Below are 20,985 nucleotides of genomic sequence, written 5' to 3' on the forward strand. Positions count from 1 at the left end.
CGATAGCGGCGGTCCTGCCTACATCGATTTAGGCGTCACGAAACAACCAGGGCTGGCTCGCCCGGTGCCTGGCTTCAAACGCGGCAATCGCATCGCCGTCCTGCAAGGTCAGGCCGATATCGTCCAGGCCGTTGATCAGGCAGTGCTTGCGGAAGGCGTCCACTTCAAAGTGGTACACCTTGCCGTCCGGACGGGTCACGGTTTGCGCGGCCAGGTCGATGGTCAGTTGGTAACCCACATCGGCTTCCACCGCCTTGAACAGCTCATCCACTTCCGCATCGCTCAAGATGATCGGCAACAGGCCGTTCTTGAAGCTGTTGTTAAAGAAGATGTCGGCATAGCTCGGCGCGATGATGCTGCGAAAGCCATATTCTTCCAGGGCCCACGGCGCGTGCTCGCGGCTGGAACCGCAACCGAAGTTTTCCCGGGCCAGCAACACGCTGGCGCCTTGGTAGCGCTCGGCGTTGAGCACAAAGTCCTTGTTCAGCGGGCGCTTGGAGTTGTCCTGGTAGGCGTAGCCCACGTCCAGGTAGCGCCACTCGTCGAACAGGTTGGGGCCGAAACCGGTGCGCTTGATCGACTTCAGGAACTGCTTGGGGATGATCTGGTCGGTGTCGACGTTGGCACGGTCCAACGGCGCGACCAAACCGGTGTGTTGGGTAAAAGCTCTCATCGGGTTTTCCTCAGATCAATTCGCGAACGTCGATGAAACGACCGTTGACGGCAGCGGCGGCGGCCATGGCCGGGCTCACCAGGTGGGTACGGCCACCGGCGCCCTGACGCCCTTCGAAGTTACGGTTGGAGGTCGACGCGCAATGCTCGCCCGACTCCAGGCGGTCCGGGTTCATCGCCAGGCACATTGAGCAGCCCGGCTCACGCCATTCAAAACCGGCTTCGAGGAAGATCTTGTCCAGGCCTTCGGCTTCAGCCTGGGCTTTAACCAGGCCTGAGCCCGGGACCACGATGGCCTGCTTGATGGTCGAGGCAACTTTGCGGCCTTTGGCGATCACCGCCGCAGCGCGCAGGTCTTCGATCCGCGAGTTGGTGCAGGAACCGATAAACACGCGATCCAACTGGATGTCGGTGATCGCCTGGTTGGCTTTCAAGCCCATGTACTTCAAGGCGCGCTCGATGGAACCGCGCTTGACCAGGTCGGCTTCCTGCGCCGGGTCCGGCACGTTCTGGTCGACGGCCAGAACCATTTCCGGCGAAGTGCCCCAGCTGACTTGCGGCTTGATCTGGGCAGCGTCGAGTTCAACCACGGTGTCAAACACCGCATCGGCGTCGGACACCAGGTCTTTCCAGGCTTCAACCGCGGCGTCCCAATCGGCGCCCGCCGGGGCGAAAGGACGGCCTTTGACGTATTCAACGGTTTTCTCGTCCGCCGCCACCATGCCCACGCGGGCACCGGCCTCGATGGACATGTTGCAGATGGTCATGCGGCCTTCGATGGACAGGTCGCGAATGGCACTGCCGGCAAACTCGATGGCATGGCCGTTACCGCCGGCGGTGCCGATCTTGCCGATCACGGCGAGCACGATGTCCTTGGCGGTCACGCCAAACGGCAATTGGCCTTCGACGCGCACCAGCATGTTCTTCATTTTCTTGGCGACCAGGCACTGGGTGGCGAACACATGCTCCACCTCCGAGGTGCCGATGCCGTGGGCCAGGGCGCCGAACGCGCCGTGGGTGGAGGTGTGGGAGTCACCGCAGACCACGGTCATGCCCGGCAAGGTGGCGCCCTGCTCCGGGCCGATGACATGCACGATGCCTTGACGCACGTCATTCATCTTGAACTCAGTGATGCCATATTCGTCGCAATAGTCGTCGAGAGTCTGGACCTGCAAACGCGACACGGTGTCGACAATGGCATCGATCCCGCCCTTGCGCTCCGGAGTGGTCGGCACGTTGTGGTCCGGGGTGGCGATGATCGAGTCGACGCGCCAAGGCTTGCGCCCGGCCAGCCGCAGGCCTTCGAACGCTTGTGGCGAGGTCACTTCATGGATGATGTGACGGTCGATATAGATCAGCGACGAGCCATCGTCGCGCCGTTTCACTTCATGGGAATCCCAAAGCTTGTCGTAAAGCGTTTTGCCGGCCATCAGTCGGTCCTCATCAGCGGTATTTCTATGCGCCGGGCTTTTCAATAACCCTTTGGCTTGTGAGGCTGATGGTATGGCGCTACATTAAATAACTCAAATTCATATTTTTTATGCTTTGGATTACCAACTGGAATACCACCATGGACCTGGCCAACCTCAATGCCTTTATTGCCATCGCCGAGACCGGCAGTTTCTCCGGCGCCGGTGAACGCCTGTACCTGACCCAACCGGCCATCAGCAAGCGCATCGCCGGCCTGGAACAGCAATTGAAGGTGCGACTGTTTGATCGCCTGGGCCGTGAAGTCGGCTTGACCGAAGCCGGTCGGGCCCTGCTGCCGCGCGCTTATCAGATCCTTAACGTGCTGGACGACACCCGCCGCGCCCTCACCAATCTCACCGGAGAAGTCAGCGGCCGCCTCACTTTAGCCACCAGCCACCATATCGGCCTGCATCGTTTGCCACCGATCCTGCGTACCTTCACCCGGGAATACCCGAACGTGGCCCTGGATATTCAGTTTCTCGATTCGGAAGTGGCCTACGAAGAAATCCTCCACGGCCGCGCCGAAGTGGCGGTGATCACCCTGGCGCCCGCCCCCCATCACCTGGTACGCGCCACCCCGGTGTGGGACGACCCACTGGATTTCGTGGTGGCGCCGGAGCACAGCCTCACCGGCAACCGCGACGTCAGCCTGGCCGATATTGCCGGCCACCCGGCGGTTTTCCCTGGCGGTAATACCTTTACCCATCATATTGTCAGCCGACTGTTCGAGGCCCAGGGCCTTACGCCGAACATCGCGATGAGCACTAACTATCTGGAAACCATCAAGATGATGGTCTCGATCGGCCTGGCCTGGAGCGTCTTGCCGCGCACCATGCTGGACGATCAGGTGGCGAGTATCGCTTTGCCGGGCATACAACTCAGTCGCCAGCTAGGCTATATCGTGCACACCGAAAGGACGCTGTCGAACGCTGCGCGGGCGTTCATGAGCCTGTTGGATGCACAGGTGGATCTGCCAGTGATACCGGTATGACGCTGTGCGGCCCCAGGTTGTGAATAAAACCGCGCTGTTTGCCCATTGAGCCAAGGCCCTTTGATAATGCGCAACCCTGTCGACCCTCTACCTCCCCTGCCCCGCATTTACGCCCTGGACCCTCAACAGGCGGAACAAAGCTGGGACAGTGCCCCGCAACTGCTGGCAGCCCTGAATGCTGCCCGGCTGGGCGCGTGGTGCTGGGAAATCGACACGGGCCGTATCAGCTGGTCACGGGGCACCCAGGCGCTGTTCGGCTTCGACCCACGCCAACCGCTGCCCAAGGACCTGGATTACCTCGACCTGCTAGCGCCGTCGGATCGATCCCGGGTGGTACGCGCCTTTCATGCAGTGCTGGCCGGCGAGCCGTTCGAGCAGGCCATGCACCATCGAATTCAATGGCCGGACGGTACGCATCACTGGCTGGAAATCAATGGCAGCCTGGCACCGGACAAGGCCGGCCGGCGCCGCATGATCGGCGTGATCCGCGAGACCACTCGCCAGCGCGAGCGGGAGCACGCCCTCAGCCATTCCGAAAAACGCTTCGCCACGCTGTTTCACCTGTGCCCGAATATGGTGTTGTTGACCCGTCAGCGCGACGGCCTGATCAGCGAAGCCAACCAGTATTTCGAGATGCTCTTCGGCTGGCCGGTGGCTGATGCCATTGGCCGCACCACCCTGGACCTAGGCCTGTGGTGCCACCCCGAACAACGCGCGCAGCTGGTCCAGGCCACCCAGCGCAAAGGCGAACCCATCACCATGGAAGTGCAGTTCTGCGCCAGCAACGGCCAGATCCACGATGGCACCCTCAGTGCACAAAAGGTCGAGCTGGAGGGAGAGGCCTACTTGATCAGCACCTTTCTCGACACCACCGAGCGCAAAAACGCCGAAAGCGCCCTGAAGGACAGCCAGGAGCGCCTGGACCTAGCCCTGGACTCGGCGCAACTGGGCACCTGGGACTGGCATATTCCCACCGGTATGCTCTACGGTTCGGCCCGCGCCGCGCAACTGCACGGCCTGCCGCCCGAATCCTTCCATGAATCGTTCGAAGCTTTTTTCGAGGGCATGCCCAAGCAAGAGCGCGAGAACATGCGCAACGCTTATCGCACCCTGCGCGAAGGCCCGGCCGGCAATTATCAACTGACTTACCGCGTACAACTGGAAGACGGCAGCTCGCGCTACCTGGAAAGCCGCGCCCGCCTCTACCGCGGCGAACAAGGGGCGCCGTTGCGCATGGCCGGCACCCTGCTGGACATCACCGACCAAGTGGAGCGCGAACAACGCCTGACCGCCTCGGAAGAAAAATTCGCCAGCCTGTTCCAGGCCAGCCCTGATCCCATCTGCGTCACCGGCCTGGACAGCGGCGCGTTCATCGAGATCAACCCCGCCTTTACCCAGACCTTTGGCTGGACAGCGGCCGAGGTGATCGACAAGAGCGCCGAGCAGATTGGCCTGTGGGACGAATCAAGCAAACGCCTGCAACGTATCGAACAGGTCATTCGCGATCAGACACTGAGCAATGTAGCCGTCGTGGTGCATCACAAGAACGGCCACCCCCTGACCTGCATGATTTCCAGCCGCTTGATCAAGGTGGGCGACCAGCCGTGCATCGTCACCACGTTGCGCGACATCACCCAGCAACAACGCTCTGAGGCCGCGCTGAAGGCCAGCGAAGAGAAGTTCGCCAAGGCCTTCCATTCCAGCCCCGACGCCATCTCCATCACCGAACGCGATACCGGCCGTTATGTCGAGGTCAACGACGGCTTCTGCCGCCTCACCGGCTATCGCGCCGAAGAAGCCATCGGCCTGACGCTGTACCAGATCGGCATCTGGGCCGATGAAAACCAGCGTGCGGCCTTATTGGCCGAATTGCAGATCAAGGGGCGTATCCCTCACCTGGAAATGCTCTGGCACAACAAGCGCGGCGACGTATTGGCGGTTGAAGTGTCGGTCGAGCCGATCACCCTCAATGAAACCCCGTGCCTGCTGCTGACCGCACGGGACGTGAGCCTGCTGAAAAACGCCCAGGCGCAGATCCGTCACCTGGCGTATCACGACCCGCTGACCAACCTGCCTAACCGTGCACTGCTGATGGATCGACTGAGCCAGCAGATTGCCTTGCTCAAGCGCCATAACCTGCGCGGCGCGTTGCTGTTTCTTGACCTCGACCATTTCAAGCACATCAACGACTCCCTCGGCCACCCGGTGGGCGACACTGTTTTGAAAATCGTCACCGCGCGCCTGGAGGCCAGTGTGCGCCTGGAGGACACGGTGGCACGCCTGGGCGGCGATGAGTTCGTGGTACTGCTCAGCGGCCTGGACGGCACGCGCACGCAAGTCAGCGCCCAGGTGCAGGAACTGGCCGATACCCTGCGCGAACTGCTTTCGGAGCCGATGTTCCTCGACGGCCATCGCCTGCAGGTCACCCCGAGCATCGGCGTGGCGTTGATTCCTGACCATGGCACGACCCCGGCGGACCTGCTCAAGCGCGCGGACATCGCCCTGTACCGAGCCAAGGATTCGGGGCGCAATACCACGCAGATGTTCCACAACAGCATGCAAAAAGCTGCCAGCGAGCGCCTGCGCATGGAAACCGACCTGCGACTGGCCCTGTCACGCGGCGAGTTCAGCGTGCATTACCAACCCCAGGTGGATGCGCGAGGCAACAAGATCGTCGGCGCCGAGGCCCTGGTGCGTTGGCAACATCCGCAGCTGGGCGCGCAGTCGCCGTCCGAATTTATCAAGGTCCTGGAAGACAGCGGCCTGATCCTCGAAGTGGGTACCTGGATCCTCGACGAGGCCTGCGCCGCCTTTGCACAACTTATTGCTGACGGTTTGGTGGACCCGCTGAATTTCAGCTTGTGCGTGAACATCAGCCCCCGGCAGTTTCGCCAGAACGACTTTGTGGAACGGGTGGAGCGCAGCCTCAAGCGGCATCAACTGCCCTGCAACCTGCTGAAACTGGAAATCACCGAAGGCATCGTGATTCAAAACCTGGACGACACCGTGGCCAAGATGCGCCGCCTGAAAAAGCTCGGCGTCAGTTTTGCCATGGATGACTTCGGTACCGGTTACTCATCGCTGACATACCTCAAGCGCCTGCCGGTGGATGCGCTGAAGATCGACCAGTCCTTTGTACGCGACGCGACCCATGACCCCAACGACGCCGAAATCATCCGCGCCATCGTGGCCATGGCCCGCAGCCTGAACCTGGCGGTGATCGCCGAAGGCGTGGAAACCCCGGAACAACTCGCGTTCCTGCAAAAACTGGGGTGCCATTTGTTCCAGGGGTATTTGCACAGTCGACCGCTGCCGATCGAGGGGTTTCGGCGGTTGTTGGGCTAGTCCTTACACCAGCTTTAACGCGGTGAGCGCTCTGCTCTTCCAGGACGACGCGTTCAAGTTGTACTTTTGCCCATACAGGTCCAGCGTCCCACCGATAACCGCCACAGAATGCCAACCGTCTGCAATCGTACCGATTGCACCGTTGACCAACTCCTCGATAGTGCTGTTACGGATGTAACCGAATAGGCCCAGGCGCTGGAGCGCCTCGCCTGGGTATTCGCCATCGTTGAGGGTTTCCAGGGCCACCGCAAAGCTTCTCCCCGCCCGGAAATCGTTGTTCTCCAACTGCGCCCGCTTGGCGCTGCAGGCGTAGAGGAAATTGGCATAGTCCAGCAGTACCGGGTCGCTGCCATAGAAGTTCGACGCAGCGGTTGCCTGCCTCAGCTCCTCATGGGTCAAGCGCAGCCGGAAGCCATCGCGCATGCTCACTTCGCAGCCGGTCGGCGTTCTGTGGATGGCTGTGTAGATGCCTTCGGGGAAACGGGTGATGGCCGCCTTGATCGCCGACACCGTCACACAATTGCCCTCCACTCCTTGATAAAAACCGCCCCAGATATCGGCATGCCGGATGCTTTCCGACACTTGAGCCAGCACCCCGTCACGCTGCGGTGGCGTCTGACGATCATCAAACAGCACATACCCGTAGCCTTCGCCGTGGTTGTGATTGGCTCCGCCCACCACGAGCTCAGCGCCAAAGTCATGGGTTTGACGCACCCAGGCCGAATTCCTGTCAGCCAAGTCGCGGGCGGCCACCCACCGCGACAGCCCGTACACGCCCATTCCCTCCAGACAACGCTTGCTTGTCTCGCCCTCAAGGCTCTTTGCAAGGGCCGCCTCAAACGTCGAGTAACCACCCGACTTTTGCTTGCGCTTTATAAAGGCCGCCAACATGAAGTTGGCATGCCTGACCACGTCAGGGTCCGGCCCCGTGACCCCTGAAGCCTGTGTGACCCGCTCAAGCTCTGCCTGGGACACATACACCCTGTGTTGATCCTTCATGGTGACGGCATATCCTTCACCCACAGGGGTTACTTCGTTGAAAACATCGGTGGGACGCGAGCCGAGGGTCATCATCATCATTTTGATAACGGCCACGTGAGTACTGCAGTCAACGTTTTCGCCGAATCGACGCTCGGCGCCATGAAGTGCACTCACAGGGTCATCCCCTTTCGCGCCGGGCTTCATGCTGGACATACTTGAAAGGTGCTCAGGCAAGCGAATCGCCATGCCGGTGCCACGGCCATCAACAGAAGCGTTCATGGATCTGCTCCTAAAGCAGGACTGCTGGAAAATATGCAGCCAGAAACCCTGGCTGCATCCCTTGACCAGGAAACAAGTACGCGCCGCTCAAACCAGTGCGATGGCCTGCCCGTGTGTCGGCGCGCCACCTGGTCGCCCGTATAACTCCTCGCGACCATTGATCACAGCCACTGAATGAAGGGATCGGTTACACATGCCCAACTGACCGTTGGCGAGGTCTCGCACGCTGACCGTCCTCATGTATTTTCGCAAACCCAAGCGCTCGAAGCCTTCACCGGGGCCACGCTCATCCTCACCATCGTTCAAGCTGCTCACGCCAGCCTGAAAACTGCGGCGAGCCCGGCCGTCGTTATTTTCCAGTTGTGCGCGCTTGGCACTCACGGCGAACAGGAATTGCGCATCCTTGAGCATACCTTTATCAGGGCCGATGAATTTCGAACCGGCCGCGCCTATTCGCAACTCCTGGTCGCTCAGGGTAAGGACATAGTCATCGCGCATCGTTATCTGATAGCCATCGCCGACTCTAAGTACCTCCTTATAAATATCCGTGGGGCTTTGGCCGAACTTGTACATCGCCGCCTTGATGGCCGATACCGTGACACAGTTACCATCCGGCCCTTGGCGGAAGCCACTCCAGATATTGTCGGGCTTGGCGCCATTACGCTTATCGGACAAGTTCGGAATATGGGCCGGGACATTTCGTCTCGGTTCCGGTGCAGGTATCGGTGCAGGTACAAATGGAGGGGTGACTTCCGGTTTCGGCGCAACATCGCGATCACTCTTATCCGGTTTAACCGAGACCAGGTTAATCAATTGAGTGACTAATGAGTTGAACAACGTGATCAAGTTTGCAATCGGAGCTAAGTGATCTCCTATCGCAACGCTATTTGGCCGAACACTTACAGGCGTAGATACGGAGCCTGCTCTAAAGCCAGCACTTTCCGGCTTGGAAGGCAGCACAGTTTCATTGATAGCGGTCGGTAACTCCCTATGCAACACCTGACGCACATCCACTGTGCGAGCAATATTATTAATTGGGTAGCATGACATGATTGTCTCTCTACATTCTTAGCGATTCTCCGAAGATTACGTCCGGAGAACGCTGTTTTTATCGAAGAGGTCGAAATACGACGCCAGGCATCAGGTCCTTGCGCGGCGACGATTGATAAAGCTCCAACCTTTGATATCTGCGTGAGATTCGGCTGGGCCCGGGCTAGTCACATCAGGTGCAGGCTTTGGCACGACTGGGTTAACCGGCGGCTGCGGTGTGTCCTCGAGCTTGGGCTGCGGTTTCACCGTGGTTTGCGGCGTAGCCTCGGGCTTGGGCTGCGGCGTTACCGTGGTTGGCGGCGTAGCGTCGGGCTTGGGCTGCGGTTTCACCGTGGTTTGCGGTGTAGCGTCGGGCTTGGGTTGCGGCGTTACCGTGGTTTGCGGCGTAGCGTCGGGCTTGGGCTGCGGTTTCACCGTGGTTTGCGGCGTAGCGTCGGGCTTGGGCTGCGGTTTCACCGTGGTTTGCGGCGTAGCGTCGGGCTTGGGCTGCGGTGTCACCGTGGTTTGCGGCGTAGCGTCGGGCTTGGGCTGCGGCGTCACCGTGGTTTGCGGCGTAGCGTCGGGCTTGGGCTGCGGCGTTACCGTGGTTTGCGGCGTAGCGTCAGGCTTGGGCTGCGGTGTCACCGTGGTTTGCCTGCCTTTGTCGTGCTCGGCCCTGGTATCTGGACAGTGGCAATGGCCGACATTGACTTCCACCTTCACCTGCGCATTCGCATCGTTGGTGACGTGGATGCCAGGTTGGGGAACTGGAGGCAGATAACGAGGGGTCGGTTTAGGCGGTATCACCTGAAACACGCCATCATCCGTTTTGATCTTGACCTTCATCTGATCGTCCCCATTTGGCGCGGTCTTGGGTAACGGGTTTACGCCTGGCTGAACTTTCGGCTGATCCGCGGCGTTCGGCGCCACCTTCGGCAACGGGTTGGCGTCTGGCTGGACTTTCGGCTGATCCGCGGCGTTCGGCACCACTTTCGGCAACAGGCTGACGTCTGGCTGCACTTTCGGCTGATTCGCGGCGTTCGGCGCCACTTTCGGCAACGGGCTGGCGTCTGGCTGCACTTTCGCCTGATCCGCGGCGTTCGGCGCCACCTTCGGCAACGGGCTTGAGTCCGTGCTGTTTTTTTTCTGAGGGTCTGTACCCGAGTTAACCTTGGCCGACGTATCAGAGTTGGTCTTCAGGTCAGGAGTTATATTTTTCCCCGTTACCATTTCCCGCATGGCCCTGAAAACTTGTTCAAGCATGTCAAACAACTTAGACAGCGCCCCTGCGCTAATCATCATCTCGCCCTGCGAACCTCGGGAGAGGTCTTGCTGAATAGTGGGCGGAATAACTTTTGAATCATTAGTGGCGGTACCGGGTGAGCCCCCCGTTTTAGAAAGTACTGGTACCTGCGAATCATTGGGTGTTGCATCAAACTTCACAAAAGGCGAACTATCAATCGAGAAAGACATTATCAATATTCCTTAGTCAGCGCCGCCATGAGCATGAGCACATAGGACAGCGACAGGATTTATGGAGGCCGAAAACAACAGTGTTGCATCTCAGTCCCTTCATTCGTGGAATCTGACGCCATCAAGTTCCAGAAATCGCGGTTCACATAAGGAAAGGAAACCAAACTTTCGGACTTTGCCTCATCGCTATCCCCAGAAAGCCGCGATTCAACCCGCATGTGCGCATTGCCGGTAGACACAAGCACTAATAAACCGCCGCGCATGTCATTAAGCGAAATCATTAGCCGCCCCATTAAATCAATGTTTGTGCTAGTTCACGCGCACAGGAATACCATCAGCACGACTAGCCCGCCCCGCTAAAAAAATGACAGGAACTTACAGAGTGATTCAGCAGTAACGTTTAAATACCTTAAAATGCAAAATGCTCCGTATCTTTCGATAAGGAGCATTCGCTTGAAATACAGGCAGACAGTTTCCAGTGTCAGGCCGCGCCCAAAGGACTCATCCCTAATAAACGACTGACGTGGTCCAATTCGGTTTCCCGGCGCAGAGCGGTAAACAGTTCCACCGCTTCCGGGTAATTGCGCGTTAGCATCGCCAGCCACTGCTTCAAGCGACCAGGCGCCTGACGATCAGTCAACTGCGCCACGCACTGGGTCCAGAAGCCCTGAAGCATAGGCTGCAGTTGAGCCCAGGTCATTTCCACCACCTCTCCACCTGCACGTGCGGCGGCGATTTGCCGGGCCAGGTCTGGGCGCGCCACCAAGCCACGACCGAGCATGATGTCTTCGACACCACTGATCTCCCGACAGCGCCGCCAGTCTTCTACGCTCCAGATATCGCCGTTGGCGAACACCGGCACCTTGACCACATCCTGTACACGCGGAATCCACTCCCAGTGGGCTGGCGGTTTGTAGCCATCGGTCTTGGTACGCGCATGCACCACGATATGCGCCGCACCACCTTCGGCCAGTGCCGTGGCACACACCAGCGCGCCATCCGGGCTGTCGAAGCCCAGGCGCATCTTGGCGGTGACCGGGATATGGGCAGGCACGGCACGACGCACGTGTTCGACGATCCGATTGAGCAGCTCCGGCTCCTTGAGCAGCACCGCACCGCCACGGGATTTATTGACGGTCTTGGCCGGGCAGCCGAAGTTCAGGTCGATGACTTCGGAGCCCAGCTCGCAGGCCAACGCGGCGTTTTCCGCCAGGCACACCGGGTCGGAACCGAGCAATTGCACGCGCAACGGCACACCGGCTGCGGTATGGGCGCCGTGCAGCAGTTCCGGGGCGAGCTTGTGGAAATACGCCGGGGTGAGCAGGCGGTCGTTGACGCGGATGAACTCGGTCACGCACCAGTCGATACCGCCCACGCGGGTCAACACGTCCCGCAGGATGTTGTCGACCAACCCCTCCATGGGCGCCAAAGCAATTTGCATGGAAAACACTCAACAAAAATCGTGGCGCAGTTTACTGGGTTTCCCGCGGCAACCGTTAACCCCCTGTCAGGGCGGGGCCATAACCGTCGAGAAACTCGGCCGGCATGCGCTTGGGCTTGCCGGTGGACAATTCGATGCAGACAAAGGTGGTGTGCGCCCGCAGCAAGGTCGCACCATCACGCGGGCGTACCAACTGGAAACGGCGGGTCATCTTCAGGCGCTGATCCCAATCGACGATCCACGTGGCCAACTGCAGCTCGTCGCCTTCGTAGCCTGCCGCCAGGTAATCGATTTCATGACGCACCACCGCCATGGCACGGTCCAGGCGGCGGTATTCGGTGAGGTCCAGCCCCAGGCGCTGGGAGTGGCGCCAGGCGCAGCGCTCCAGCCAGGACACGTACACCGCGTTATTGGCGTGCCCCAGGCCGTCGATGTCTTCAGGCGCGACCTGCAGATCGATGATAAACGGCGTTGCCAAATCCCAGCCCATGCCTTGCTCCAGTCGATTAATGTCGGCGGGGGGCAGTGTATCAGGCGGTTTGCCGGTCCTGTAGACGGCGCCCCGCCAACAACGCCAGCACGCCCTCGATCACCCGGGGATCGGCCAGCACTTTCTGGTGCCCGCCCTGCTCCAGGCGCAGCAGGCGGCTGTCGAACCAGGCTTCGTGGATGGCTTGAGACGCCTTGACCGGAACGAAGGTATCGTCTTCGGCGTGCACGATCAGGCCAGGGATATTCATCTGGTAATGGGCCACATCCAGGTGTTTGAGCGGCATTCCGAAGGTCAACTCCACCCCCTGGATAAATGCCGAGCGTGCACGCGCCGGTAAACCGACCATATGGGTAAAGCCGCGCAGCACATCCAGGAAGCGTGACGGGGCGGCGATGCTCACCAACGCCTCGGTACGCAGCCCCAACTGCACTGCCAGCATCGCACTGGCACCGCCCATGGAATGGCCGATCACAGCGTGCAGCGGCGGCAGTTCGGCAGCCGCCTCCAGCATGGCCCGGGCGAACAGCAGCACGTGAGCCTCCCGTCCCGGCGAACGACCATGGGCGGGGCCATCCAGGGCAATCACGGAGTATCCGTTGTCTATCAACGCGGTGATCAAGCTGGCGAACTGGGTTGGACGACCTTCCCAGCCGTGCATCAACAACACCGCAGGGCCTTGACCCCAGCGCAGGGCGGACAGGCCGAAACGCAAGGTAATGCGTTCCGATTGCGCCAGCAGCGGCAGTTCCCAGTCACGCGGCGGCAGGTCGCGTGGCGTCATGAAGACACGCCGCATCTTATTGGCCACGGTTTGCGGTGCCAGGTGTCCCACGGTGCCGTTGAAGCGACGAAGCCAGGTTAACGCGCCCATCCTCGCACCCTCTTTTAGCGCACAGCCGACTTGGCCGCACGTAACACTCGGTCCGACAGCTCGCCCGGACCCAGGGCACGCGCCAAGGCCAGTCCACCGATCATCAACGCCATATCAGCCAAGGCTTTGTCGGTGTCTTCAGGACTGGCGGCGAGCTGGGCAACCATCAGTTCCACATGCTCGTTCAGCACTTCGCGAAAGGCGTCCGGCAGCCGCGCCATCTCGCCCACGGTAGCTGGGATCGGGCATGCTTGAACCGTTGAATCGCGATGCTTGCGCGACAGATAAAATGCCGCCACCAGGCCTCTGCGCTCTTCTCCCGTCAGTTGTGCGTCGATATCGTCGATAGCGGCACGACGGCGCGCCAACAGCTGGGTGAAGGCCTCCAGCATCAAGGCGTCCTTGCTTTCAAAGTGCGCGTAAAAACCACCGACGGTCAGCCCCGCCGCGCCCATGACTTCACCCACGCTAGGCTCGGCTGGACCACGCTGGATCAACGCGGCGCTGGCGGCTTGCAGAATACGTTCGCGGGTTTGCGCTTTTTTATCGCTCATCGTTGCCTCCGACTTTCCTGAGTTAAATATTATTACCATAATAATATTTAGCAAGCGACAGACATGACCACTGGTCAGCACAAAAAAGGGAATGGAAGAGAGAATTGGCCAAACGCCAGACAAACAAAAGGGCCATTCAATAATTGAATGACCCTTAAAAATCCCGCAAAGCGGGTAATCGTGGCGTCCCCTAGGGGACTCGAACCCCTGTTACCGCCGTGAAAGGGCGGTGTCCTAGGCCACTAGACGAAGGGGACACAAACCTTCTATACACCTGATCAGTGCTGAGAACTGATCTGATTCAAGGACGGTGTGGCCGGACCTTGAACCTGTAAATTGGTGGAGCTAAACGGGATCGAACCGTTGACCTCTTGCATGCCATGCAAGCGCTCTCCCAGCTGAGCTATAGCCCCGGATTTTTCGCCTCGCGGCGCAGCAGACCTTTCGAACTGCTTGTTGAAACTGGCGTCCCCTAGGGGACTCGAACCCCTGTTACCGCCGTGAAAGGGCGGTGTCCTAGGCCACTAGACGAAGGGGACAAAACCTTCTGTACACCTGATCAGCGCTGAGAGCTGATCGATTCAAGGACGGTGTGGCCAGACCTTGAACCTGTAAATTGGTGGAGCTAAACGGGATCGAACCGTTGACCTCTTGCATGCCATGCAAGCGCTCTCCCAGCTGAGCTATAGCCCCTCATCGGTGAGGACGGGGCGAATCTTAATGGCGGTTTGGAAACGTGTCAAATTTATTTTCAACATTTTCCAAAGTTTTTTGCCGGGATAACAATCACTTACCGACGAAACCCCGGAAAACCTGGGTTTCGTCGCTGCAGCGGACTGTTTAAGCGATAGCGCCCAACAGCTTTTCCCACTCTTTGTTTTCTTTCTTCGATACACCACCAAGCAAATCAAGGGCTTGGCGCAGGCGGAAACGCGTCAGGTCCGGGCCAAGAATTTCCATCGCATCCAGCACAGAGACCGAACTGGCCTGCCCGGTGATCGCAGCAAACATCAGCGGCATGGCATCGCGCAATTTCAGCTCCAGGGATTCAACTACCGCCTGGATCGTCGCGGTGATCGCATCCTTCTCCCACTGGCGCAGGCTTTCCAGCTTCCACAGGATCAACTGCATCAGTTGGCGAACCTGGTCAGCCGAGAGCTTCTTGGATTCGAACAACTTGGCATCCGGGTTCACGCCACCGGCAAAGAAGAAGCTGGCCAACGGTGCGACCTGGCTGAACGTCTCCACCCTGCCCTGCACCAACGGCGCGATCTTCATCATGTATTCAGGGTTCAGCGCCCATTGCTGCACGCGGCTGGCGAATTCTTCCACCGGCAGATCACGCAGCCACTGGCCATTGAGCCACGACAGTTTCTCGATATCGAAGATAGGCCCGCCCAGCGATACGCGGGACAGGTCGAAGTTGTCGACCATTTCCTGCAGCGAGAACTTCTCGCGCTCGTCCGGCATCGACCAGCCCATGCGGCCCAGGTAGTTGAGCATCGCTTCCGGCATGAAGCCCATGCGCTCGTAGAACGTCACCGATGTGGGGTTCTTGCGCTTGGACAGCTTGCTCTTATCCGGGTTGCGCAGCAGCGGCATGTAGCACAGCTGCGGCTGTTCCCAACCGAAGTACTCGTAAAGCAGGATCAGCTTCGGCGCCGACGGCAGCCACTCTTCGCCGCGCAGCACGTGGGTGATGCCCATCAGGTGGTCGTCGACCACGTTGGCCAGGAAGTACGTCGGCAGGCCATCGGTCTTCATCAACACCTGCATGTCCATGCGGTCCCACGGGATCTCGACATCACCGCGCAGCATGTCCGGCACCACGCACACGCCTTCGCTCGGCACTTTCATGCGGATAACGTGAGGTTCACCGGCGGCCAGGCGGGCAGCCACTTCCTCTTTCGACAGCAGCAACGCGCGGCCATCGTAGCGCGGGGTTTCGCCACGGGCCTGTTGCTCGGCGCGCATCTGGTCGAGTTCTTCAGCGGTGCAGAAGCATGGGAACGCATGGCCCATGTCGACCAGTTGCTGGGTGTACTGCTTGTAGATGTCGCTGCGCTCGCTCTGGCGATACGGGCCGTGCGGGCCGCCGACGTCCGGGCCTTCGGCCCAGGTGATGCCCAACCAGCGCAAAGCATCGAAAATCTGCTGTTCCGACTCGCGGGTGGAGCGCAGTTGATCGGTGTCTTCGATCCGCAGGATGAATTCACCGCCGTGCTGCTTGGCAAAGCAGTAGTTGAACAAGGCGATGTAGGCAGTGCCGACGTGGGGATCCCCAGTAGGCGATGGCGCGATGCGCGTGCGGACGGTGGTCATGGCAGGTCTCGAATGGGCGATGTAACTGAAATTGAAACAAGGGGCGAATGGTAACAGCCTGGGTGATTTCTGGAAAACCGAGGCGCAGCCATCGGGGGCAAGTCGAATCGTCGCACCGCCCCTCCCACATTTGACGGTGTTCGCCAATCAAAGTGTGGGAGGGGGCTTGCCCCCGATGAGGCCGGTCAAGTCACCGCCAATCAAACCGCCAGCAGGCGCTCACGCAACTTGCCAATTTCATCGCGGGTCTGCGCCGCCGCCTCAAACTCCAGATCCCGCGCCAGCTGATACATCTTCTCTTCCAACTGGCGAATCCGCTTGGTGATCTCACTCGGCGAGCGCAGTTCGTTCTCGTACTTGGCGCTTTCCTCGGCAGCCTTGGCCATGCCCTTGCGCTTCTTGCTGCGCGAGCCCGGCACGGTGGCGCCTTCCATGATGTCGGCAACGTCCTTGAACACGCCTTTAGGCGTAATGCCGTTTTCCAGGTTGAAGGCAATTTGCTTGTCGCGACGGCGTTGCGTCTCGCCAATCGCCCGCTCCATGGAGCCGGTGATGCGATCCGCGTAGAGAATCGCCCGGCCATTGAGGTTTCGGGCTGCGCGGCCGATGGTCTGGATCAGCGAGCGTTCGGAGCGCAGGAACCCCTCCTTGTCCGCATCGAGGATCGCTACCAGCGACACTTCCGGCATGTCCAGGCCTTCGCGCAGCAGGTTGATGCCCACCAGCACATCAAAGGTGCCCAGGCGCAGGTCGCGGATGATTTCCACGCGCTCCACGGTATCGATGTCCGAGTGCAGGTAGCGCACACGCACGCCGTGGTCGGCGAGGTAGTCGGTCAAGTCTTCGGACATGCGCTTGGTCAGCGTGGTGACCAGCACCCGTTCTTCCAGGGCCACACGTTTATGGATCTCCGACAACAGGTCATCAACCTGGGTCAGCGCCGGGCGAATTTCGATTTCCGGGTCGACCAGACCGGTCGGCCGCACCAGTTGCTCGATCACACGGCCGGCATGCTCGGCCTCGTAGTTGCCCGGCGTGGCCGACACAAAGATGGTCTGCGGGCTGATGGCTTCCCACTCGTCGAAGCGCATCGGCCGGTTATCCAGTGCCGACGGCAGACGGAAGCCGTACTCCACCAGGGTTTCCTTACGCGAGCGGTCGCCCTTATACATGGCGCCCACTTGCGGCACGCTGACGTGGGATTCGTCGATCACCAGCAGTGCGTCGTCGGGCAGGTAGTCGTAGAGGGTCGGCGGCGGCGCGCCGGAGTCACGGCCCGAGAGGTAGCGCGAGTAGTTTTCGATGCCGTTGCAGTAGCCCAGCTCGAGAATCATCTCCAGGTCAAAGCGCGTGCGCTGCTCCAGGCGCTGGGCTTCCACCAGCTTGTTGTTGGCGCGCAGGTACTCCAGGCGCTCGGCCAGCTCGACCTTGATGCCCTCGATGGCGCCCATCAGGGTTTCGCGCGGGGTCACATAGTGGCTTTTCGGATAGAAGGTGAAACGCGGCAGCTTGCGGATCACCTCGCCGGTCAACGGGTCGAAGGCCGACAGGCTCTCGACTTCATCGTCAAACAGCTCGATGCGGATCGCCTCCAGGTCGGATTCGGCCGGGTAGATGTCGATCACATCGCCACGCACGCGGAAGGTGGCGCGGGCAAAATCCATGTCGTTGCGCGTGTACTGCAGGCTGGTCAGGCGGCGCAGCAGCTCGCGCTGGTCGAGTTTGTCGCCGCGGTCGACGTGCAGCACCATCTTCAAATAGGTTTCCGGGCTGCCCAGGCCATAGATGCACGACACCGTGGTGACGATGATCGCGTCCTTGCGCTCCAGCAATGCCTTGGTCGCCGACAGCCGCATCTGCTCGATATGGTCGTTGATCGACGCATCCTTCTCGATAAAGGTATCGGAGGACGGCACATACGCTTCGGGCTGGTAGTAGTCGTAGTAAGAAACGAAGTATTCCACCGCGTTGTTCGGGAAGAACGCCTTGAACTCGCCATACAACTGCGCGGCCAGGGTCTTGTTCGGGGCCAACACCAGCGTGGGGCGGTTGATCTGCGCAATCACGTTGGCGATGCTGAACGTCTTGCCCGAACCGGTCACCCCGAGCAGCGTCTGGTGCGCCAGGCCGGCCTCGATGCCTTCGACCATCTGGCGAATGGCCTCGGGCTGGTCGCCGGCAGGTTCAAAGCGGGTGACTAGTTGGAAATCCGACATAACGTACCTCTTGAAGTCACCCCAGACTGTAAACCCGTCGGGGACGAAAAAGACCACAACCCGCGAAGTTTCAGAGCGGGTCGTAGGAAAAAACCATGATAGCTGTAGAAGTGGTGGCGAATGTGACGGGTTTCAAGGCAATCGTCCCGCCTGCCGTCATTGACCAATGTTGCAATAAGACTAACGGTCGGCAAATAAACCGAAAAACTTGGCCGAAAAGCCGTTTCGGTTGTCGCCCTCAGCCGTGATGGCCTCTATACTAGCTCCCCGTTTGTGCACCGCTCTAGTGCATTCGGCTGGAGCGCGACACGTCCCTCCCTTCCCCCATAGAGCCGCCGCAAAATGAGCCTGTTCTCCGCTGTCGAAATGGCACCACGCGATCCAATCCTGGGCCTCAACGAAGCATTCAACGCCGACACACGAACCACCAAGGTCAACCTTGGCGTGGGCGTTTATTGCAACGAGGAGGGGAAGATTCCACTCTTGCGTGCCGTTGCCGAAGCGGAAGCCATTCGCGTGGCGCAACACGCCGCCCGTGGCTACTTGCCGATCGACGGCATCGCGGCCTACGACAAGGCCGTGCAAACCCTGCTGTTCGGCACCGAATCGCCCCTGCTCGAAGCTGGCCGCGTCGTGACCGTGCAGGCCGTTGGCGGCACCGGCGCCCTGAAGATCGGTGCTGACTTCCTCAAGCAGCTGCTGCCCGACGCCGTCGTCGCCATCAGCGACCCAAGCTGGGAAAACCACCGCGCCCTGTTCGAAACCGCGGGCTTCCCGGTGCAGAACTACCGCTACTACGACGCCGCCACCCACGACGTGAACCGCGCCGGCCTGCTCGAAGACCTCAACGCCCTGCCGCCCCAGTCCATCGTGGTGCTGCACGCCTGCTGCCATAACCCGACCGGCGTCGACCTGAGCCCGGCCGACTGGCAACAAGTACTGGACGTGGTCAAGGCCAGGAACCTGGTGCCGTTCCTCGACATGGCCTACCAGGGCTTTGGCGACGGTATCCACGAAGACGCCGCAGCCGTGCGCCTGTTCGCCGAATCGGGCCTGACCTTCTTTGTCTCCAGCTCGTTCTCCAAGTCGTTCTCCCTGTACGGCGAGCGTGTGGGCGCACTGTCCATCGTCGGCGACTCCAAGGAAGAAAGTGCGCGCATCCTGTCCCAGGTCAAGCGCGTGATCCGCACCAACTACTCCAACCCGCCAACCCATGGCGCAGCGATTGTTGCCGCAGTGCTGAACAGCCCTGAGCTGCGCGCCCAGTGGGAAGCCGAGCTGGCCGAGATGCGCCTGCGCATCCGTGGCATGCGTGAACAGATGGTTGCCGAGCTGGCCAAGGCTGCTCCTGGCCACGACTTCAGCTTCGTCGGTCGCCAGCGTGGGATGTTCTCCTACTCCGGCCTGACCGTTGAGCAAGTCACCCGCCTGCGCAGCGAGTTTGGTATCTACGCGCTGGATACCGGGCGTATCTGTGTGGCGGCCTTGAATCAGTCGAACATTGCTGCGGTAACAAAGGCGATTGTTCAGGTTCTATAAGCCTGACGGCGTTATACGAAGGGAAGCCGTGGCTTCCCTTTTTAATGCCTGTCGGAAAAGCCCCTGCTCCCCTAGACTGAGCAGCGATTGCCCTTTTGTTATGAGAGCCCTATGAAAAACGACGACCTGAACCTGCACGCCGACCCCGACGACCAGGAGCATTTCACCCCGCGCGCACCACAAGCCAAGCGCCAGAAAAGCCTGGTGCTGCAAGTGGCGTTGGGTGTGTTCCTGGGCGGCCTGGCGTTGTGGCTGGTGCAGTTGGGCGCGACCGCGATCATGGCCAAATTGGCCATGGGCACCTTCCAGTTCGGCGGCTGATAGAGATCAAAATGTGGGAGGCGCGGAGTTTTGAAGAGCGCGCTCCTCCAGTAGCTTGACGAAGCTGTTCAAACTCTGCGACACCGTGCCACGGCGCCAGATCAGCCAGGTATGCAAGGTGCGAAAACTGTCCGTCAGCGGCCACACGCTCACCGTGGTAAACCCCGGCATGCTTTCGAGCATGCTGCGTGGCATCAGCGCCAGGCCGGCCCCGGCGCTGACGCAGGCGAGCATGCCGTGGTAGGACTCCATCTCGAAGATCCTCCCCGGCACCGCGCCGTCCTGTGCGAACCAGCGCTCGAAATGGTGCCGGTAGGAACAGTTGGAGCGAAAGGTGTAAATGCTCTCCCCGTTCACATCCTGCCCTCGCGTGATCGGCCCGTGGTGCAACGGCGCAATCACCACCATCTCCTCCTCGAACACCGCCACGCCTTCCAGGGTGGCATGCAATACCGGTCCATCGACAAACGCCGCCGCCAGCCGCCCCGACAGCACGCCCTCGATCATCGTGCCCGATGGCCCGGTGCTCAGGTCCAGTTCGACCTTGGTGTGCTTCTGGTTGTATGCCGCGAGCAACGCCGGGATACGCACCGCCGCCGTGCTTTCCAGGGAACCGAGGGCAAACGCGCCCTGGGGCTCCTCCCCCGCCACCGTCGCGCGGGCCTCTTGGACCAGGTCGAGGATACGCCGCGCATAGCCGAGAAAATTCCACCCGGCGGGCGACAGCCGCAGGCGACTCTTCTCGCGGATAAACAACTCCACGCCCAAATCCTGCTCCAGTTGCTTGATGCGCGTGGTCAGGTTCGACGGCACCCGATGAATCAACTGCGCGGCGGCGCTGATGCTGCCTTGCTCGGCAACGGCCTTGAAGATTTCCAGCTGCACCAGATCCAAATCATTCTCCAATCGTGAATGTATTGCTTAATATTATTCAGTTTCCAGAAAACATGCATCCCCGTAGGCTGACCCCATTCCACTCCTTCAGCCG

16 protein-coding genes and 4 tRNA genes are annotated in these 20,985 nt (G+C 60.2%); 4 read left to right on the forward strand and 16 right to left on the reverse strand.

Translation table 11 applies throughout. The features are described from left to right. Window positions 1-28: 28 nt before the first annotated feature. Together leuD and leuC are read right to left on the reverse strand one after the other, a co-directional pair. Window positions 29-673, reverse strand: coding sequence for a 3-isopropylmalate dehydratase small subunit (gene leuD / locus HDC32_RS06800; protein WP_090406674.1), 645 nt, complete (start codon window positions 671-673; stop codon window positions 29-31). Window positions 674-683: 10 nt separating this feature from the next. Then, window positions 684-2,102 carry a 3-isopropylmalate dehydratase large subunit gene (leuC, locus tag HDC32_RS06805; protein ID WP_090406677.1) on the reverse strand — a complete coding sequence of 473 codons (1,419 nt, stop codon included), beginning with the start codon at window positions 2,100-2,102 and terminating at the stop codon, window positions 684-686. Window positions 2,103-2,242: 140 nt separating this feature from the next. Here leuC and HDC32_RS06810 point away from each other — a divergent pair, with 140 nt between their 5' ends. Together HDC32_RS06810 and HDC32_RS06815 are read left to right on the forward strand one after the other, a co-directional pair. Then, window positions 2,243-3,133: a LysR family transcriptional regulator gene (locus HDC32_RS06810; protein WP_131700512.1), complete on the forward strand. Its 891-nt coding sequence runs from the start codon at window positions 2,243-2,245 to the stop codon at window positions 3,131-3,133. A 66-nt stretch (window positions 3,134-3,199) separates the two neighbouring features. Further along, window positions 3,200-6,478, forward strand: coding sequence for an EAL domain-containing protein (locus tag HDC32_RS06815; protein ID WP_184743095.1), 3,279 nt, complete (start codon window positions 3,200-3,202; stop codon window positions 6,476-6,478). A 3-nt stretch (window positions 6,479-6,481) separates the two neighbouring features. Here HDC32_RS06815 and HDC32_RS06820 read toward each other — a convergent pair whose 3' ends face one another. From HDC32_RS06820 to uvrB, 13 genes are all read right to left on the reverse strand, one after another. Beyond that, entirely contained in the window at window positions 6,482-7,738 is a 1,257-nt protein-coding gene (locus tag HDC32_RS06820; RefSeq protein WP_184743097.1) for a hypothetical protein, read from the reverse strand. A gap of 87 nt (window positions 7,739-7,825) precedes the next feature. After that, window positions 7,826-8,584, reverse strand: a complete 759-nt coding sequence (locus tag HDC32_RS06825; RefSeq protein ID WP_311771952.1) for a hypothetical protein — start codon at window positions 8,582-8,584, stop codon at window positions 7,826-7,828. Between the two features lie 294 nt (window positions 8,585-8,878). Further along, window positions 8,879-10,240 carry a hypothetical protein gene (locus HDC32_RS06830; RefSeq protein ID WP_184743103.1) on the reverse strand — a complete coding sequence of 454 codons (1,362 nt, stop codon included), beginning with the start codon at window positions 10,238-10,240 and terminating at the stop codon, window positions 8,879-8,881. 481 nt (window positions 10,241-10,721) lie between these two features. Further along, window positions 10,722-11,681 (reverse strand): tRNA-dihydrouridine synthase, encoded by a 960-nt coding sequence (locus tag HDC32_RS06835; RefSeq protein WP_131699739.1) that lies wholly within the window; start codon window positions 11,679-11,681, stop codon window positions 10,722-10,724. Between the two features lie 55 nt (window positions 11,682-11,736). Then, window positions 11,737-12,171: a thioesterase family protein gene (locus HDC32_RS06840; protein WP_042571801.1), complete on the reverse strand. Its 435-nt coding sequence runs from the start codon at window positions 12,169-12,171 to the stop codon at window positions 11,737-11,739. Between the two features lie 40 nt (window positions 12,172-12,211). Next, a complete protein-coding gene (locus HDC32_RS06845; RefSeq protein WP_131699740.1) occupies window positions 12,212-13,045 on the reverse strand; it encodes an alpha/beta hydrolase in 834 nt (277 codons plus the stop codon). Between the two features lie 14 nt (window positions 13,046-13,059). Further along, window positions 13,060-13,599, reverse strand: a complete 540-nt coding sequence (locus HDC32_RS06850; protein WP_184743106.1) for a TetR/AcrR family transcriptional regulator — start codon at window positions 13,597-13,599, stop codon at window positions 13,060-13,062. Window positions 13,600-13,780: 181 nt separating this feature from the next. Next, window positions 13,781-13,856: transfer RNA gene (locus HDC32_RS06855), tRNA-Glu, on the reverse strand. 80 nt (window positions 13,857-13,936) lie between these two features. After that, window positions 13,937-14,012 (reverse strand) — tRNA-Ala (locus HDC32_RS06860). Window positions 14,013-14,062: 50 nt separating this feature from the next. After that, a tRNA-Glu gene (locus HDC32_RS06865) sits at window positions 14,063-14,138 on the reverse strand. A 78-nt stretch (window positions 14,139-14,216) separates the two neighbouring features. Continuing rightward, window positions 14,217-14,292, reverse strand: a tRNA-Ala gene (locus HDC32_RS06870). Between the two features lie 147 nt (window positions 14,293-14,439). Then, window positions 14,440-15,921, reverse strand: a complete 1,482-nt coding sequence (gltX, locus tag HDC32_RS06875) for a glutamate--tRNA ligase (RefSeq protein WP_046068947.1) — start codon at window positions 15,919-15,921, stop codon at window positions 14,440-14,442. A 200-nt stretch (window positions 15,922-16,121) separates the two neighbouring features. Further along, the gene (gene uvrB, locus HDC32_RS06880) at window positions 16,122-18,137 is read right to left on the reverse strand and encodes an excinuclease ABC subunit UvrB (RefSeq protein ID WP_131699742.1); all 2,016 of its coding nucleotides are present in this window, start codon (window positions 18,135-18,137) and stop codon (window positions 16,122-16,124) included. Window positions 18,138-18,479: 342 nt separating this feature from the next. On the opposite strand from uvrB, the gene HDC32_RS06885 reads away from it, so the two are divergent. Together HDC32_RS06885 and HDC32_RS06890 are read left to right on the forward strand one after the other, a co-directional pair. Next, on the forward strand, window positions 18,480-19,676 hold the full coding sequence (locus HDC32_RS06885; protein WP_167656367.1) for an amino acid aminotransferase: 1,197 nt from the start codon (window positions 18,480-18,482) through the stop codon (window positions 19,674-19,676). Between the two features lie 111 nt (window positions 19,677-19,787). Then, window positions 19,788-19,997 carry a hypothetical protein gene (locus HDC32_RS06890; RefSeq protein WP_074847327.1) on the forward strand — a complete coding sequence of 70 codons (210 nt, stop codon included), beginning with the start codon at window positions 19,788-19,790 and terminating at the stop codon, window positions 19,995-19,997. 6 nt (window positions 19,998-20,003) lie between these two features. Here HDC32_RS06890 and ptrR read toward each other — a convergent pair whose 3' ends face one another. Then, window positions 20,004-20,891 (reverse strand): putrescine utilization regulator PtrR, encoded by an 888-nt coding sequence (gene ptrR, locus HDC32_RS06895; RefSeq protein ID WP_184743109.1) that lies wholly within the window; start codon window positions 20,889-20,891, stop codon window positions 20,004-20,006. Between the last annotated feature and the right edge of the window lie 94 nt (window positions 20,892-20,985).

This window comes from Pseudomonas sp. JAI120, from assembly GCF_014207255.1.
Taxonomy (GTDB): Bacteria; Pseudomonadota; Gammaproteobacteria; order Pseudomonadales; family Pseudomonadaceae; genus Aquipseudomonas.

Excerpts from the sequence above, each read along its gene's own strand:
- HDC32_RS06815 (WP_184743095.1), top strand. The coding sequence starts at position 3,200 with ATGCGCAACCCTGTCGACCCTCTACCTCCCCTGCCCCGCATTTACGCC.
- uvrB (WP_131699742.1), bottom strand. The coding sequence starts at position 18,137 with ATGTCGGATTTCCAACTAGTCACCCGCTTTGAACCTGCCGGCGACCAG.
- HDC32_RS06890 (WP_074847327.1), top strand. The coding sequence starts at position 19,788 with ATGAAAAACGACGACCTGAACCTGCACGCCGACCCCGACGACCAGGAG.
- HDC32_RS06830 (WP_184743103.1), bottom strand. The coding sequence starts at position 10,240 with ATGTCTTTCTCGATTGATAGTTCGCCTTTTGTGAAGTTTGATGCAACA.
- HDC32_RS06845 (WP_131699740.1), bottom strand. The coding sequence starts at position 13,045 with ATGGGCGCGTTAACCTGGCTTCGTCGCTTCAACGGCACCGTGGGACAC.
- HDC32_RS06840 (WP_042571801.1), bottom strand. The coding sequence starts at position 12,171 with ATGGGCTGGGATTTGGCAACGCCGTTTATCATCGATCTGCAGGTCGCG.
- HDC32_RS06810 (WP_131700512.1), top strand. The coding sequence starts at position 2,243 with ATGGACCTGGCCAACCTCAATGCCTTTATTGCCATCGCCGAGACCGGC.
- leuC (WP_090406677.1), bottom strand. The coding sequence starts at position 2,102 with ATGGCCGGCAAAACGCTTTACGACAAGCTTTGGGATTCCCATGAAGTG.
- HDC32_RS06885 (WP_167656367.1), top strand. The coding sequence starts at position 18,480 with ATGAGCCTGTTCTCCGCTGTCGAAATGGCACCACGCGATCCAATCCTG.
- gltX (WP_046068947.1), bottom strand. The coding sequence starts at position 15,921 with ATGACCACCGTCCGCACGCGCATCGCGCCATCGCCTACTGGGGATCCC.
- HDC32_RS06835 (WP_131699739.1), bottom strand. The coding sequence starts at position 11,681 with ATGCAAATTGCTTTGGCGCCCATGGAGGGGTTGGTCGACAACATCCTG.
- HDC32_RS06820 (WP_184743097.1), bottom strand. The coding sequence starts at position 7,738 with ATGAACGCTTCTGTTGATGGCCGTGGCACCGGCATGGCGATTCGCTTG.
- leuD (WP_090406674.1), bottom strand. The coding sequence starts at position 673 with ATGAGAGCTTTTACCCAACACACCGGTTTGGTCGCGCCGTTGGACCGT.
- HDC32_RS06850 (WP_184743106.1), bottom strand. The coding sequence starts at position 13,599 with ATGAGCGATAAAAAAGCGCAAACCCGCGAACGTATTCTGCAAGCCGCC.